This is a genomic window from Lonepinella sp. MS14435 (assembly GCF_042485795.1).
Classification (GTDB): Bacteria; Pseudomonadota; Gammaproteobacteria; order Enterobacterales; family Pasteurellaceae; genus Lonepinella.
This window is the reverse complement of record NZ_CP169368.1, coordinates 1,166,232-1,181,815: the sequence shown is the minus strand read 5'-3', so window position 1 is coordinate 1,181,815 and position 15,584 is coordinate 1,166,232. Positions and strand designations below refer to the sequence as shown.

Below are 15,584 nucleotides of genomic sequence, written 5' to 3'. Positions count from 1 at the left end.
CACAAATCTAATTGGAATACTTCTCTTGCCACACCAAATCACAAATCCCATCTACAGGATTAAAACTTGCTGGGAATGTCAATAACAATTCTCTTACTAATTTCACATCCGCATTTATACAAGCATTTTTTAATTCGATCAACAATAAATTTAGTTCATGCCAATCAAGCATTATTTCTTTTGCCGTCATAATACGTGGGTGAGAACTTTTTGACACATTATCGCCAATCAACAATTCTTCATAAAGTTTTTCCCCAGGGCGTAATCCTGTAATTCTGATTTCAATACCATTAGGATTTTCAACCGATTTTTCTTTCATTCCCATTAGGGAAATCATTCGTTTGGCTAAATCAATGATTTTCACCGACTCTCCCATATCCAATACAAACACATCACCACCAACGCCCATTGCTCCCGCTTGAATGACTAATTGGCTAGCTTCTGGAATCGTCATAAAATAACGTGTGATTTCAGGATGGGTTAAGGTAACTGGACCACCTTGCTCAATTTGTTTTCTAAACAACGGTACAACCGATCCTGAAGAACCTAACACATTACCAAATCGCACCATACAAAAACGAGTCGTAGATTGTTTTTGTGCTTGTGCTTGTAAAATCAGTTCCGCAATACGTTTAGTTGTACCCATTACATTAGTTGGACGAACTGCTTTATCAGTTGAAATCAAAATAAAACTTTCAACGCCAGTTTCAATAGCAGATAACGCACAATTTAACGTACCGAAAATATTATTTTTCACACCCTCAATCATATTATATTCAACTAAAGGAACATGTTTATAAGCTGCTGCGTGATAAAGCGTATTGATACGAAACACGGTCATCACATTCACTAAATGCTCTTTATTTTGAATTGTGCCTAAAATCGGAATAAGCTGAATATCTAACTGCTTTTGCTTAATTACTTCTCGAAGTTCAGCTTCAATGGCGTACAAACTAAATTCATTGAGTTCAAATAATACTAACTTTTTCGGACGTTGATTGATAATTTGACGACTCAATTCTGAACCAATAGAACCTCCCGCCCCTGTTACCATTACATTTTTATCCACAATATTGGCTTTTAATAAATCGTTAATCGGTTTAACAGGATCTCGCCCTAATAAATCATCAATCGATACTTTATTTAAAGTAGATAATTTTGCCTTACCTGTAATCAACTCTTCCATTCCTGGAATGGACAAGACTTCGCAAGGAAGTGCGGTTAAATTTTCGATAATTTCTCGGCGACGACTCATTGATACACTTGGAATAGCTAATAAAATTTGTTTTACATTGTATTGAGCAATTAGCTTTTCTAAGTTCGCAGGTGAGTAAACCGTAATTCCGTACAGAATTAATTTATGTAATTTATGATTATCATCAACAAATGCCGCGACAAAATAACCGTTCATTTGGTTTAAAGTAGTTAATAATTGACGACCAGAATCACCTGCACCATAGATAATTACAGAGATACGAGAATCTCGTTCAATATTTAAAATTGTTCTGAAAAATAGTCTGGAACCAACAATCAACAAGACTAAAATCATAAAATAAATGACAGGTACGGTACGAGGAATTGTTACTTGAAGAAAATAAGCACCTAATAAAACCGCCGAGAGTGAAATCGTTGTTCCAATTAACACTGTTTTTAGAATCTTAATTGTCACAAAACGTAAAATCGCTCGATATAATCCCAGTCTGATAAACGTAATTAGACTAACAAAAATAACAAAACTAAGGACTATCCAATGATTAGATTCGTATATTGGTTGACTACTATCATAACGAATCCCTAATGAGCCAAAATAAGCGATACTAATAAAAACAATATCCATAATTATGGTAATAAGTCTTTTTACCATTCTTGGCAAATTAATTAAATACTCAAACATTTTTGTTCCTAAATCTATTTCAAGCGATCCCCACGCTTTTCCCTAAATTTATTTCATGTGATCGCCTGCATCCCTTGCTAAACCTATTTCATCCGATCGCCCGCGTCTTTCCCTAAATCTATTTAACGCGATCGCCTGAACCCTTTCCTAAAACAGTGACAATAATATAATTAAAATATTTCTTCAATGTGAGGTTTTGAATCATATTTTGATCCGTTTCTGCTAACAGCTCGGGAGTGGACATGTCAATTTCATTAATTTGAGCTAACCCTGTAATACCAGGGCGTACTAAATATACACCGCGTTTCTCACGTTCTTGTATCAATTCTGGCTGATTAAACAAATTCGGACGCGGTCCTACAAAACTCATATCCCCTAGTAATACATTCACCAGCTGTGGTAATTCATCTAACTTTGTACGGCGTAAAAATGCACCAAACTTGGTAATAGAAGAAGTACTGGCTAAATGTGATGCTACCGATGCAGTATCTTTATGCATAGTACGGAATTTATAAAGTGTAAATGGCTTTTTATCTTTACCCACACGCTCTTGTATAAAAATCGGTGAGCCTGTATCAAACAGACCTATAATATACAATATAAGCATCACTGGGGAAAGACAGACCAGTCCTAATAATGAAAATGAGAAGTCAAAAAATCTTGTCATTGTGGGTTATTCCTACTTTGGTTCAATAAAATCTGAAATATTTATATTTCTGCGTTACTCTAAATAAATGGTATTTTTTTCAAATCGCTCTTTTGCTTCTACTAATGCTTGATGTAAACGTTTTTCTAGTTGTGCCTTAGGGGGTAACTCCGTCCAATATTCTGCAACTAAAATACCATCTTTATGCATTTGTAATAGTTCTACTTGCTCTCTGCTACTTTCGGCACAAAGGATCAAACCTATCGGTGCTTCTTCAAATTCTTGACGTTCGTATTTATTAAGCCAATTAAGATAAAGCTCCATTTGCCCTTTATCTTTAGCTTTAAATTTACCTAGTTTTAATTCTACCGCAACTAATCTTCTTAATTTACGATGAAAGAACAACAAATCAAGGTAAAAATCTTCTCCGTCAATAATCATTCGTTTTTGGCGTTCAATAAAAGTAAATCCATTACCAAGTTCCAAAATAAAACACTCTAGTTCTCGTAAAATCGCATCTTCAAGATCTTTTTCTAGATAATCGTTACTTAACCCTAAGAAATCCAATATATAAGGATCTTTGAAAGTATTTAAGGGAAAATTATCCGTCTGTTTTACTTGAAAATTAGCAATTTCAGTACGCTCAAATGCTTTATTTTCAATGTGTTTACGTAATTCCTTGATGCTTGCTCGTTCTCTGACTACAAACTAAATTGGCATAGAAAAATTTTGCTTCTTTTGTTCTTAACGGTAATAACTCAACACAGTGCGACCAACTTAATTTAGTACAAAAAGGTTGAATCTCACTAAAATCAGGAAATTGCTCTGAAAATTGCATCATACGCCGAACGTTTCGTAAGGAAAAATTGCGACCAAATCTTTCAGTCAATTGTGTCGATACTGTCGACACAATTTGTTTGCCATAAGCAGCCCGCTTCTTGATTCAATATTTCACTATTGATACGCTGACCAATTTGCCAAAAAAGTCTAATTAATGAATAATTTGCATAATTCACAACGCTATTTTGAGAATGCTCAATCAATTCAGAAAGTTCATCTACAAGTGTTTTTTCTATTATCATCACTTAACTTCCAGCACTACTTGCTTTAAAACTTAAAATCGTTTTTTCCAATCCTTCTGTTGCCGTAACGGGTAACTTTTCAATGCCTAAGGCTTGCTTAATTTTTTTATTACTCACCACATAACTTTCCGTTAATTTTTTCAATCTTTCTGAATTAAGTGGTAACGGTAATATATCCCCAAATTTTACCAAAGTTTTAATTATCCCTGTCGGTATAAACCATAGCTTAGGTTTTTTATCCAATGTTTTTGAAATTAATGTAATCAGCTCATTAGTTGATAAAGTTTCATCATCTGCAAAATGATACACTCCCGATGCTAAATTATCTTTCAATAACATCTGCCCAATCAAAAAATTCAGATTATCAATGCTTAGAAAAGAGCGTTGATTATGAAAACTTGCCAAAAACCAAGGAATACCTTTTTCAACCACTTTATATAATAAATTGAGATTACCTTTATTGCCTGCACCGTGAATCATACAAGGACGAATGATAAACAAACGTTTTCCAATAGGTAAAGTTTGGCTTAATAAAAACTGTTCAGCTTCAAACTTAGATTTACCATAAGCGGTTAATGGATTAGGTGTTATGTTTTCATCTACCACATTATCAGCTGTATCTGCTACCGCTTTTACGGAACTAAAATAAAAGAAATCCCGAATATTAGACTGCAAAAATTGTTCAAATAATGCGATAGTCAGATCTCGATTAACCTTGAAATACTCAGCTTCATCACTGGTATTTTTTGTATCGTGTGCTTTACCAGCCAAATGAATAATGGCATCCGCATCTTGGTCTAGATCTTTCTTCCAGTTCTCACTACGCAACGAAAGTGCGGTGATTTTATAAGGACTTTTTGCAAAATATTGTGTTAAGTTTTGACCAACAAAACCTGACGCACCTGTAATTTGGATAATCATTTATTTAACCTTAGAATACCTTAAATTTTCTTAATAATTGCAATGATTTTACCCACAGCCGTAGATTCTGAGTAATACTGTTGCAATATTGCTCGTGGTGAGTTTAAGTTATACTGATGATCTAATAAAACAATCTCATCTAATAATTGAGCAATCTCTGATGTATCTTTGGGATCAATCGTCCAGCCTGTTTTATGACGATTTACCATATCTGCCACTTCACTACGCTGATCCAAAATTGCCAACACAGGTTTATCTGCTGCCATTGAAAAATAAGTTTTACTTGGCACACCTAAGCCAAGCATACCTTCTGCCAAAGTAACTAAAGCAATGTCCCCAGTATTTAGTCCAAGCGATTTATTACTTTGTCCTATTGAGCCGTAGTAATGCACATTAGGGTTATTCATATTACTAATTTTGTTTTTTAATTGCTCAACGTACGCACCCTCACCCACAAATAAAAATTTAGCTTTGTCATTATGTTTCATCAGCGGTACAGCATCTAAAATCGTATCAATACCTTGCATACGCCCAATATTACCAAAATAATAAAAAATCGTATCTGGCGAATGTTCCCAACCAATATTTTTTAGCAGGTCATTATCACTTCGTTTCTGTACTAAAATATCCGATTCATCTATCCAATTTTGTACAATATCTATATTGTCTTTATTGGTTTTAGATGAAACTAATTCCTGCATATCTTTACCAATCACGATAACTCTATCGGGTTTAGCATATACTCGATCAAATATCTTTTTCAGAATTTTATAAAAGAATTGATCACTTTTTAAAATTCTAGCGGGTACTAAGTTTTCAGGAAATACATCATGAACCAACAAGATCCATTTGAAACCGATCATTTTTTGTAATACCGCAATAACAACTAACAGAAAAGTCGGTGTAGTAGCAGAAAAAACAATATCGTTTTTGCTTACATTACTAAATATTTTACTTAGAAATGCAAAAGATAACATTACTTCAAATAATGCTCTTTTAATTAGACTACCCCTGTTTTTCTTAATCGGGGGACGAACATAAATAGCATTATCTTGTTTAGGAATATTCCCATCTTCTGTAACAATAAGTTTTAAATTCAACTCATCATCTTTACTTAAAGCATTACATAACTTCTCAAATAAATAGCCAGTGGTATTTTGAGTAGAATGATAATATTCGGTAACTACATATACTGTCTTTTTCATAGAAAATCTTAATATTTTTTCCAAATCACACGGTTAACATAGTCAGTATAACTTAAAATAATACGAGCGACTTTTTCACTCACATTTGGCATACTGTAATCTTCAACTAAGCGTAATGAACGCACTTCATCACGTTGTTGGTGATCTAAAATAGACAACCCTTGCAACACACGTTCTGCGGTTAAACCGACCATCATTACGGCAGCTTCTTCCATTCCTTCAGGACGTTCGTGTGCTTGACGTAAATTTAATGCTGGGAAATTCAAAATAGAAGATTCTTCATTGATTGTACCACTATCAGACAATGTTGCTTTGGCGGAAAGTTGTAAGCGATTATAATCACTAAAACCCAATGGTTTAAGTAATTGTACTAATGGATTAAATTCAACATTTAATGCTTCAATTCTTTTGCGTGTACGTGGATGCGTAGAAACAATGACAGGAAGTTGATATTTTTCCGCTACGGCATTTAACATATCCACTAACTCTAAGAAATTTTTATCCGAATTAATATTTTCTTCACGATGAGCGCTCACCACGAAATATTGATGCTCTACTAATCCTAATTTACTCAAAATATCGGAAGCATTAATTTTGTTTCTATAAAAATTAAGCACTTCAAACATTGGACTACCTGTTTTAATCACTAAATCAGGTGGCAAATTTTCAGCAATTAAATAATCACGAGCAATCGTGCTATAAGTTAAATTAATATCCGCCGTATGATCGACAATTCGGCGATTAATTTCTTCTGGCACACGCATATCAAAACAGCGATTCCCTGCTTCCATGTGGAATGTTGGAATTTTACGGCGTTTGGCTGGTAGCACAGACATACAACTATTGGTATCGCCTAAAACTAATAATGCTTCTGGTTGCACTTCTTCTAGCACTTTATCTACTGCAATAATCACATTGCCAATAGTTTCTGCCCCTGTTGCACCCGCTGCATTTAAGAAATAATCAGGTTTACGAATCCCTAAATCCGTAAAGAAAATTTCATTTAGTTCATAATCATAGTTTTGACCAGTATGTACTAAAATATGTTCAAAATATTGATCGCACACTGCCATTACTCGAGATAAACGAATAATTTCAGGGCGAGTTCCAACTACTGTCATTAATTTTAATTTTTTCATAAAACACTCATTTATTATTAAACGGTTAAAGGCATCACATAGGTATCAGGTTTTTCACGGTCAAATATTTCATTTGCCCATAACATCACCACCATTTCATCATCGCCAATATTAGTAATATCGTGAGTCCACCCAGGAACGGTTTCCACAATACGTGGTTCATCACCAGTGGTTTCTAATTGATAATATTCACCCGTAATCAAATGCTTAAATTTGAATAAAGCCTTACCCTTAATCACCAGAAATTTTTCTGTTTTAGTGTGATGATAATGTCCACCACGTGTAATTCCAGGGTGAGCGGTAAAATAAGAAAACTGCCCTGCTGTTGGGGTTTTCAACATTTCAACAAATACACCACGCTGATCGCCATATTTAGGCACGGCATAATCAAATTGTTTTGGTGATAAAAAACTTAAATAGGTTGAATATAATGCCCGTTTTAAACCAACACCCACTTCATCAGTAATTAAGGTCTTTCTGGAATTTTTAAAATCCTGCAATGTTTGTGCTAATTGACCGACACTAATTTGATATTCAGGTTCTACACCAAAGATTTGAGAATTCGGTTTGTATGTACCTTGAATAATATGCCAAAAGGTTTCCACTACATCATCAATATACACTAAACGGATATTCGCATTTTCATCGTGAATTTCTATCGGCAAATCATTGGCAACATTATAACAAAAAGTCGCCACTGCTGAATTATAATTCGGTCTAGACCACTTACCAAACACATTGGCTAAACGACAAATGTAAACAGGATTCCCTTGGGTTTGGTGTAAATCAATTAATGTTTGCTCACCCGCTAATTTACTTTGACCATAAGCATTATCACGTTCTGCCTGAATTGAAGATGAAATAATAACAGGTGTTTTCAAATGATGTGCTTTAAGAATAGAGCAAATCTTATCCGTCAATCCAACATTGCCATCAATAAATTCTTGTTCATTTTGCGGACGATTAACCCCAGCAAGATGGACGATCCAATCGGCAATTTTAACCTTTTCTTCTAACTCTTGAATAGTGGATTCTTTACTATATTTCAGAATCTCAACATCTTGTTTTTCTACCAAAAATTGGATTAAGTTTTTAGCAATAAAACCATTTGAGCCTGTAACCAATATTTTCATTATTAAGCCTCTGGGGAAATATATTCGCCATCAATATAGGAACGAATAAATGCTAATTTTAATAGCAGTTGTTTCATTCCCTCTACATCTAATTGCTCGGTGTTATCTGAATTATAATCTACAAATTCTTTAATTTTCACATCACCATTTTCAACATATTTGCCGTAATTTAAATCACGTTGATCGGCTGGTACTCTAAAATAATCCCCTTGATCGATCGCACAAGCTCGTTCTTCTCGGCTTAACAATGCTTCAAACGCTTTTTCACCGTGGCGAGTACCAATAATATCAATCGGATGATTAGGCACATTTAATAGTTCCGTAATCGCTTTCGCTAAGGTTTCAATCGTTGCAGCTGGTGCTTTTTGCACAAAAATATCGCCATTTTCACCATTTGTAAACGCATAAAGCACCAAATCTACCGCATCATCTAAGGTCATCATAAAACGAGTCATACTCGGATCGGTAATGGTAAATGGTTTATTGGCACGAATTTGATCGACAAACAACGGAATCACCGAACCACGCGATGCCATTACATTACCATAACGTGTACAACAAATCGTTGTGCCTGTACCTTCTAAATTGCGAGATTTCGCCACAATCACTTTTTCCATCATTGCTTTAGAAATCCCCATTGCATTGATAGGATAAACGGCTTTATCGGTGCTTAAACAAACGATACGTTTTACTTTATTTTGAATCGCTGCTTCTAGCACATTTTCTGTACCCAACACATTGGTTTTCACCGCTTCTAATGGATAAAATTCACAAGACGGCACTTGTTTTAATGCAGCTGCGTGATAAATATAATCCACACCACGTGTGGCATTTAATATACTATTATAATCACGCACATCACCAATATAGAATTTTAATTTTGGCGAGTTGTATTTTTTACGCATATCGTCTTGTTTTTTCTCATCGCGACTAAAAATGCGAATTTCACCGATATCAGTGGCTAAAAAACGTCTTAATACAGCATTCCCAAATGAACCTGTACCGCCTGTAATTAATAAAGTTTTATCTTTGAACATAAATCTAATCTCTCTATTTGGTTAAATAACGTCTGATAATGGAAAAATATTTCTCCGCCCTACGACTAGCATTAGAAAAATTCATCGCATAATGTTGAGCTTCTTTGAGTTGCTCAGAATATAATTTTTCATTCATATTGGCATAGTATTCATAAATAACTTTAGCAATAGAATCTGCATCATTTGGATCAAAATAGCTCGCATAATCCTTGCAAATATCTCGCACAAAGGCACGATCTGAGGCAAATAATTTTTTCTGCATCACCATTGTTTCTAGCGGTGTTGCAGAGAAACACTCTAATAAACTTGGGAAAATCATTGCATCCATCTCTTGATAAAAATATGGACACTGCACTACATCTAATGACCCCACGTTATAAATACTCTGCCTAAAATCAGCATCTCTTGCCTGCCATTCTTGTTCATTTAGCGTTACATAAAATAACACCTGCATTTTATATTTTTGCAATAAAATTTCTTTAACTTTGGGCAAAATTCCAATGTTTTTATGTGGATAATCTCTACCTAAAAAACCAATCTTAATTGTGTCTTCAACATTTAATTGATTTAGAATCGGGATGGCTCGCCATTTTTCAGCCTCATAATAGATATTTGAAACAGTGTTATAAGCAATTTCTATCTTATCTGCTGTTTGAATATGCTGGGCAATCAATCTCTGCTTTACGTGTTCTAATTCAACAACCAAACAATCAGCTCGCTTAAAAAAAAGTTTCTGAAGGAAAAATTTTAATTTATTTTTTATGGTATTAGACCAATTCAGTAATTTATAAACATCATTATTTGGATAAATTATCCAAGGTTGAGCAAATCCAACAATACTAATGCCTTTTATAGGGTAATAACAAGGACCAAAAACAGTAAAGACTATATCAAACTCATCAAAAAAATGTTTATTAGAGAGTACGCCTTTTAAACCAAAAGTATCTACCACTTTATAATTATTTAAGGCTTTTTTCTGCTCTGGCAGCAAGTTTTTATCTACATCACTAGAAGCCCAAACAGATAAATCAAAATCAGTGATATTCATTTTTCCCAACTCAGATAAAAACGAACTAGCGACTTGAATCGCTCCGCCATAATGTAAATTTGTTGCATTTATCAGTATTTTTTTCATCTCAAATTACCCATTCTTTTGGCTATAAGATATGACACCACGCCTGCCATAGCAACACTGGTCGATGATAACAAATCTCCTCGTTGCATAAAGAAAAACCAAGCACAGCAGAATATTCCGAAACCGTAATCTAATGAATTCGTACTTTTTAATAAGCTGGTATCTATTTTTTTCATCATATAACCCAATGCAATTGAAAAAGCAATCATTCCGACCGCACCAAAATTAACATAGCCTTCTGCAAAATAAGGCATAGAAATATTGTTAAATGAAAATCCATATTTTTCAGCCATTGCATAACCACTACCAAAAGGTTTATCAGCCCACATAGTTCGTGGCACAAAAAATGTAAAAGGTGCAAGTAGCTGATAGCCATAGGTTATAAATTCTAGCTTTATAGCACTCATTAAATTTTGATAAGCATCAAAATGCCCTTCTTTCAGAAAATCTAAGTCACTTAATAAGCTTATCCCGTTATTACTATCAAAATATCTAAACTGGTTAAGAAATGGAAATACAATAAATAAGGATACAATTAGAGTCCCAAGCATTGCTAACGAACGTTGAAAATATGGAATAAGCAATACCAATATAGGAATATAAATATAAGCCACAAAAAATCTAGGAATACCTAATGGAAATGCACAAAACAAAACTAATATTAGAATTAAAAATTTACCTATACCTTTGCTATCTATAAATAATAACAGCAAGAACATAGGAAGAAACCTTGCTAAATTAACTATTACATTCCATAATGGATTGCCTTTTTCCAAAGTAGTTACATCATCATCCGAAAAACCCCTAAATATTAGGTTCATTATATTCCAATCTTTATCATAAAAAACGATAAATGAACATATCAAACATAAAACAAATGATATACCATATAATAAATATAGCGAAGTGTCTTTTTCATATTTCAAATTTATATATTTTTGATTACTATCTTTTGTAAATTTATATGACAAAAACAACACTATATACGAGATTATTAATAATATATTGGTCCAAAGATAATCATCTTTATCAAAAATAAAACTGACCCAAATATGTATATTTTCACTATATTGTAGCCAACCTGCAATACCGAAAAAAATAAAGTAAAATAAAAAAACAAAACCTATCGTATTCACTCGAGATTTCATAGTAAATAAAAGCAATGTTAATATTACAAAATTAGACAATAAGAAAGAAATACCAACATAATCAAATGAAAAATCATAAAATACACCGATAACAAAAACAAACAACAACAATAATATATAAAAAATTATATTTACTTTATGGATTCTCATCTAGTATTCTCTTTTCTGTTTTTTATAATACAAATGCTTCTACACTATGATTAGGGATTCTTTTTTCTTCTGGCGGTAATTGCATATAATCACCAAAAACACAAGTTAGCCATTCATCATAACCTTTGGGTGATTGATATTTTTTACCTTCAAAAGAAACTTCTATAAACTCATCAAAAACGTTCGGGCTAGTTAGCTCTTTTAAACCATAGCCCCAAGTAATATTTCCTTTAAAGCGAGCTGGTTTACTATTTTCTTCCCGAATAATCTGATCCATTTTCTCAAAAATAGAGCGATAACTCACAAAACTCAGCCCCCATTTTAATAACGCTCTTATAGGAAGTGACTTATCTCTTTTTTTCCAATATGCCAACAAACTAACCGCTTTAAAATTCCGCAGTCTTATCAGTAGAGAAATTTTATTCACCACTTTTTTTTCATCGGCTGATGAAATGCTATCAACAGGGAAAACATCAATGTTAATACCATATTTCTCTTCTTTATTGAGTAATTCTTCACGTATTAAAGTATCTTTCAAGCAGACTTTCACAAAAGGAAAAATAGAATCCTTATTCACCCGATTAGAATAAAGATAATATTGTCCTTTTTCCTTAGAATATAGCTCAATAAACCGCTCATAATCCTCACGCAACATGGCAATATCAATATCATCATCCCAAGGAATATAGCCTTGATGACGGACAGCACCTAATAATGTTCCACCCATTAGAAAATATTGGATACTATGTTTTTTACAAAAAGCAGCAACTTCATCTAAAATCTGAATCTGGTATTTTCTTAATTCTTCAATAGTGATTTTTTTCACTGTTTAGTTCCTTTTTACATCTATAACTTGCCCTGTAATCTTTGATAGCAAGGTTTTAATCGTATATAAAGCCACTTCATCAGCCGTTAATAAGGTATCCTCTGGCTCCTGTCCAAAACTTTTTACTCGCATTGGTGTTTTAGTTCGTTCAGGATTAATGCAATTTACTCTAATGCCATATTCATTCCACTCTTCACTCAATGCTTGCACCAAGTTCACAATCGCTGCTTTACAAGAAGAATAAATGCTATACATCATTCGTCCACGTGTATAAGAGCTTGATGTAAATTGCAACAACATTCCTTTACTTTGCTTTAAGTAGTCCATTGCTTCTTTTGAAACAATTATTGCCCCCATATAATTTACATGAATACTACGAGCAATATCATCATAACTCATACTATCTAAAGGTTGCTGATCTAAAATAGCGGCTGTATTGATGACGTAGTCTATTTTGCCATTGTGTAAAAAAGCAATTTCAAGAGCTTGTTTTACGCTTTCAGCATCAGTAATATCCACACCCTCTCGGCGACTTACTGCATAAACTTTTGCCCCTAGCTCTTTTGCCATAACAACAATTGCTTCACCAATGCCTTCTGTTCCACCAAAAATGACCATGACTTTATTGTTTAAACAATTTGTCGCTAATGATTCTTTTTTAAATGATGAAGATTTTAATTGGAATAACTTATCCAATAAGAAAATATCTTCTTTATAAGTTAGTTTTAAGTTAAATTGCTCACCTTTTACCACATAAATTTTTTCATCTGGCAAGTACTTTTTAACCACACCGCAATCATCAGTAGTAATAAAATTTGGATCTTTTAGTGCTATTTCATAGGCTTTTTTAATTACCCCGAGTGAAAAGGCTTGTGGGGTTTGTCCATTTTGTAACTTATTACGATTAGGAATACTTTCTATAAATTTATTTTCAACTTGAATGACTGTATCCGTTGTTGGAATGGCTACATCAACCGCACCATAAGTATTTAAGGCAGAAATGCAATCATTGATAATTCTATCTGTAACTAAGGGGCGTACTGAATCGTGAAAAATTAAATTCACATTTTCATCATCACTATATGCGTTAATGGCACTTAAACTTGAATGATAACGCTCTTCACCACCACACAATATTTTTTTAACCTTTTTTAGTTGATTTTCAATAACCAATTCTTCTATTTCACGGATAAAATTGGCGTGTGAAACAATTGCAATCTCATCAATATTGGGATTTTTTTCAAATACTTCCAAAGTATGTTCAATAACGCTTTTACCCGCCACTTTTAGAAATTGTTTTGGGATTGCAGTCCCTAATCGCTGACCTGTCCCGCCAGCTAAAATAACCGCTACATTTTTCATCATAGACCCTCATTTTTAGTAAAATAAAATAACCCACTACATCTTGACACTAAAATCACGCTTTCTGTAGCAATAATCATTAATAATACATTTTTTGCTGTAATCGCATTGTTTAAATACAATACAAATAAGCCCATTAGGTGAATTACAGCACCAAACATCACCGTATAATTGGCAAAATGAACTTTCTTAACTGCAGAAAATCCTGGATAGCCGATAATCACGGAAAAAAATGAAATACATAATAAAATCAAAAATAGTTGGAAAATTCCACCTGCCTGCCTAAAACTTTCACCAAAAACTAATGCCATAATATCATCAGCAAATATTCCAACTACATAACAGCCCACAATCACAGGGATAATTAAAGCTAAAACCACTTTTAGCAAAAATTTTAAATTTCCTGTGCGAGTCAAATGTGGAAATAATACTTGCGAAACAATTCCAGCAACACCTGTTCCTGCTCCATATAATTTTTCGGCTGAACCATATAACCCTGCTACACTACTGCCTTGAAAATAGCCCAATATCAAGACATTGGCTGCGGTATAAACCGAAACTGCCACTCTTGAGAAAAAAAATGAGAAACTATATTTTAACTCTTGCCACATACCTTTTATATTAGGCATGCCTATACTGTAATTTTCTTTATGAATACAAAATAAATAAATCACACTAATCAATAATTGACTAATAAAAAAGCAAAACAAGGCAAGGTTGATACTTTTATAAAATAAGAAAAATACAAACAATATTGCGACATAACCCACTTTGGCAATCATATTTGCAATGGTAATGTACTTCATTTTCTCAATACCTTGAAAAAACCATACACAATGAAGAGATTGAGCAAAAATAATGGCAACAATCAATACAATACTTATAATATTCAAGGATGATGTTGGTGTGAGTAAATTAAACACGATATAAAATACAGCAATCACATTTGCTAACACAGCAAAAGTGAGTTTTAGCGTAAAAACATTGGCGATATATTGTTTAATATAGTTTTTATCTTCTTTATGTTGAACAACGTTATGCGTTGCAGATAAATTAAAACCAAAATCTGTTAGAATATAAGCCAAAGTACAAATAGAAAATAGCACCATTAAACTACCAAACTGCTCTAAGCCTAAGCCTTTGGCAAGTAAAGGCCAAGCTAGTAATGGTACAAGATAGTTGGCAACTTGTACTAAAACTAGTGCAATAAAGTTTTTAAACATAGAGTGCTGTAGTAAATGCTTCATACAAAACTGATATCTAAACTACAAATGAATATTCGCCTAGATCAGATACTTTTGGTAGTATCACTTCGGCTTTTGATGTCCATTGTTCTTTTGCAGTAAACATATATATTCCTGCAATTACGGTGAAAGCACGCGTGGATACTACAATCCACAACATCTTCTTCCACAAGACGTTAGATAACTCGATCGAGTCAATCTGATGATTACCCTTAGTTAAATCATTCATAAATTTTCATCCCAAACTTCATATTTTCCAGCGTTATCGCTTAAAAATACTACAAATCCTAGTGTAATGGCTTTATTGTACCAAAATAACTACATTCAACTAATTACCAAAATACCACCCTTAATAAAAAATGGCTAGCACTATAGCCAAGAATCTTAAATGGTCTATCCAGTTGTATTTAATGACATCTAATAAGATCCTTCGCTTTTCAATGCCACATTCACAGATCTTCTACAAATAATCTTTAATTTATTTTGCATTATCGCTCAATCTCTAAAATGGTTACGTTTTTCAATCACCAAGCATTTTTTGCCACGCTTTGTGGCTTCATAAGCGAAAATTGAACCAAATAAGCCTGCTCCAACAATTAAATAATTATACCTATTCATTTATTCCCTCAAATCTCCAACGGGCAATCATTCGAGTAAACATA

15 protein-coding genes and 1 pseudogene are annotated in these 15,584 nt (G+C 33.4%); all 16 read right to left on the bottom strand.

The window, feature by feature from the left end:
* Positions 1-7: 7 nt before the first annotated feature.
* The gene (locus tag O1Q80_RS05630; RefSeq protein ID WP_386693574.1) at positions 8-1,894 is read right to left on the bottom strand and encodes a polysaccharide biosynthesis protein; all 1,887 of its coding nucleotides are present in this window, start codon (positions 1,892-1,894) and stop codon (positions 8-10) included.
* Between the two features lie 118 nt (positions 1,895-2,012).
* Complete coding sequence (locus O1Q80_RS05625) at positions 2,013-2,561, bottom strand: sugar transferase (RefSeq protein ID WP_386690152.1); 549 nt, start codon at positions 2,559-2,561, stop codon at positions 2,013-2,015.
* A 54-nt stretch (positions 2,562-2,615) separates the two neighbouring features.
* Positions 2,616-3,107: a PDDEXK nuclease domain-containing protein gene (locus O1Q80_RS05620; protein ID WP_386693573.1), complete on the bottom strand. Its 492-nt coding sequence runs from the start codon at positions 3,105-3,107 to the stop codon at positions 2,616-2,618.
* Positions 3,108-3,207: 100 nt separating this feature from the next.
* Positions 3,208-3,450: a DUF1016 N-terminal domain-containing protein gene (locus O1Q80_RS05615; protein WP_386693572.1), complete on the bottom strand. Its 243-nt coding sequence runs from the start codon at positions 3,448-3,450 to the stop codon at positions 3,208-3,210.
* A 175-nt stretch (positions 3,451-3,625) separates the two neighbouring features.
* Complete coding sequence (locus O1Q80_RS05610) at positions 3,626-4,543, bottom strand: NAD-dependent epimerase/dehydratase family protein (protein WP_386693571.1); 918 nt, start codon at positions 4,541-4,543, stop codon at positions 3,626-3,628.
* Positions 4,544-4,563: 20 nt separating this feature from the next.
* On the bottom strand, positions 4,564-5,748 hold the full coding sequence (locus tag O1Q80_RS05605) for a glycosyltransferase family 4 protein (RefSeq protein WP_386693569.1): 1,185 nt from the start codon (positions 5,746-5,748) through the stop codon (positions 4,564-4,566).
* 8 nt (positions 5,749-5,756) lie between these two features.
* Positions 5,757-6,887 carry a non-hydrolyzing UDP-N-acetylglucosamine 2-epimerase gene (gene wecB / locus O1Q80_RS05600; protein ID WP_386690138.1) on the bottom strand — a complete coding sequence of 377 codons (1,131 nt, stop codon included), beginning with the start codon at positions 6,885-6,887 and terminating at the stop codon, positions 5,757-5,759.
* Between the two features lie 17 nt (positions 6,888-6,904).
* Positions 6,905-8,020, bottom strand: a complete 1,116-nt coding sequence (locus O1Q80_RS05595) for an NAD-dependent epimerase/dehydratase family protein (protein WP_386693566.1) — start codon at positions 8,018-8,020, stop codon at positions 6,905-6,907.
* A gap of 2 nt (positions 8,021-8,022) precedes the next feature.
* A complete protein-coding gene (locus O1Q80_RS05590) occupies positions 8,023-9,057 on the bottom strand; it encodes a polysaccharide biosynthesis protein (protein WP_386690133.1) in 1,035 nt (344 codons plus the stop codon).
* 13 nt (positions 9,058-9,070) lie between these two features.
* Entirely contained in the window at positions 9,071-10,192 is a 1,122-nt protein-coding gene (locus O1Q80_RS05585; protein ID WP_386693564.1) for a glycosyltransferase, read from the bottom strand.
* Entirely contained in the window at positions 10,189-11,490 is a 1,302-nt protein-coding gene (locus O1Q80_RS05580) for a hypothetical protein (RefSeq protein WP_386690128.1), read from the bottom strand. Before O1Q80_RS05580 ends, O1Q80_RS05585 begins: the two co-directional genes overlap by 4 nt.
* Before the next feature lie 22 nt (positions 11,491-11,512).
* Positions 11,513-12,316 (bottom strand): phosphorylcholine transferase LicD, encoded by an 804-nt coding sequence (locus tag O1Q80_RS05575; protein WP_386690126.1) that lies wholly within the window; start codon positions 12,314-12,316, stop codon positions 11,513-11,515.
* A gap of 3 nt (positions 12,317-12,319) precedes the next feature.
* On the bottom strand, positions 12,320-13,681 hold the full coding sequence (locus tag O1Q80_RS05570) for a D-ribitol-5-phosphate cytidylyltransferase (RefSeq protein WP_386690124.1): 1,362 nt from the start codon (positions 13,679-13,681) through the stop codon (positions 12,320-12,322).
* Complete coding sequence (locus O1Q80_RS05565; protein ID WP_386690122.1) at positions 13,678-14,901, bottom strand: oligosaccharide flippase family protein; 1,224 nt, start codon at positions 14,899-14,901, stop codon at positions 13,678-13,680. The genes O1Q80_RS05570 and O1Q80_RS05565 overlap by 4 nt, the downstream gene beginning before the upstream one ends.
* A 37-nt stretch (positions 14,902-14,938) precedes the next feature.
* Positions 14,939-15,151: a Wzz/FepE/Etk N-terminal domain-containing protein gene (locus O1Q80_RS05560; RefSeq protein ID WP_386693563.1), complete on the bottom strand. Its 213-nt coding sequence runs from the start codon at positions 15,149-15,151 to the stop codon at positions 14,939-14,941.
* A 278-nt stretch (positions 15,152-15,429) separates the two neighbouring features.
* Positions 15,430-15,540 (bottom strand): annotated as a pseudogene (locus O1Q80_RS05555) (NAD(P)-binding protein); the annotation flags it as partial.
* Between the last annotated feature and the right edge of the window lie 44 nt (positions 15,541-15,584).

Bases quoted from the DNA above. Each gene is read 5' to 3' on its own strand.
- O1Q80_RS05590 (WP_386690133.1), bottom strand. From the start codon at position 9,057: ATGTTCAAAGATAAAACTTTATTAATTACAGGCGGTACAGGTTCATTT.
- O1Q80_RS05630 (WP_386693574.1), bottom strand. From the start codon at position 1,894: ATGTTTGAGTATTTAATTAATTTGCCAAGAATGGTAAAAAGACTTATT.
- O1Q80_RS05595 (WP_386693566.1), bottom strand. From the start codon at position 8,020: ATGAAAATATTGGTTACAGGCTCAAATGGTTTTATTGCTAAAAACTTA.
- O1Q80_RS05580 (WP_386690128.1), bottom strand. From the start codon at position 11,490: ATGAGAATCCATAAAGTAAATATAATTTTTTATATATTATTGTTGTTG.
- O1Q80_RS05570 (WP_386690124.1), bottom strand. From the start codon at position 13,681: ATGATGAAAAATGTAGCGGTTATTTTAGCTGGCGGGACAGGTCAGCGA.
- O1Q80_RS05565 (WP_386690122.1), bottom strand. From the start codon at position 14,901: ATGTTTAAAAACTTTATTGCACTAGTTTTAGTACAAGTTGCCAACTAT.
- O1Q80_RS05560 (WP_386693563.1), bottom strand. From the start codon at position 15,151: ATGAATGATTTAACTAAGGGTAATCATCAGATTGACTCGATCGAGTTA.
- O1Q80_RS05585 (WP_386693564.1), bottom strand. From the start codon at position 10,192: ATGAAAAAAATACTGATAAATGCAACAAATTTACATTATGGCGGAGCG.
- O1Q80_RS05625 (WP_386690152.1), bottom strand. From the start codon at position 2,561: ATGACAAGATTTTTTGACTTCTCATTTTCATTATTAGGACTGGTCTGT.
- O1Q80_RS05610 (WP_386693571.1), bottom strand. From the start codon at position 4,543: ATGATTATCCAAATTACAGGTGCGTCAGGTTTTGTTGGTCAAAACTTA.
- wecB (WP_386690138.1), bottom strand. From the start codon at position 6,887: ATGAAAAAATTAAAATTAATGACAGTAGTTGGAACTCGCCCTGAAATT.
- O1Q80_RS05605 (WP_386693569.1), bottom strand. From the start codon at position 5,748: ATGAAAAAGACAGTATATGTAGTTACCGAATATTATCATTCTACTCAA.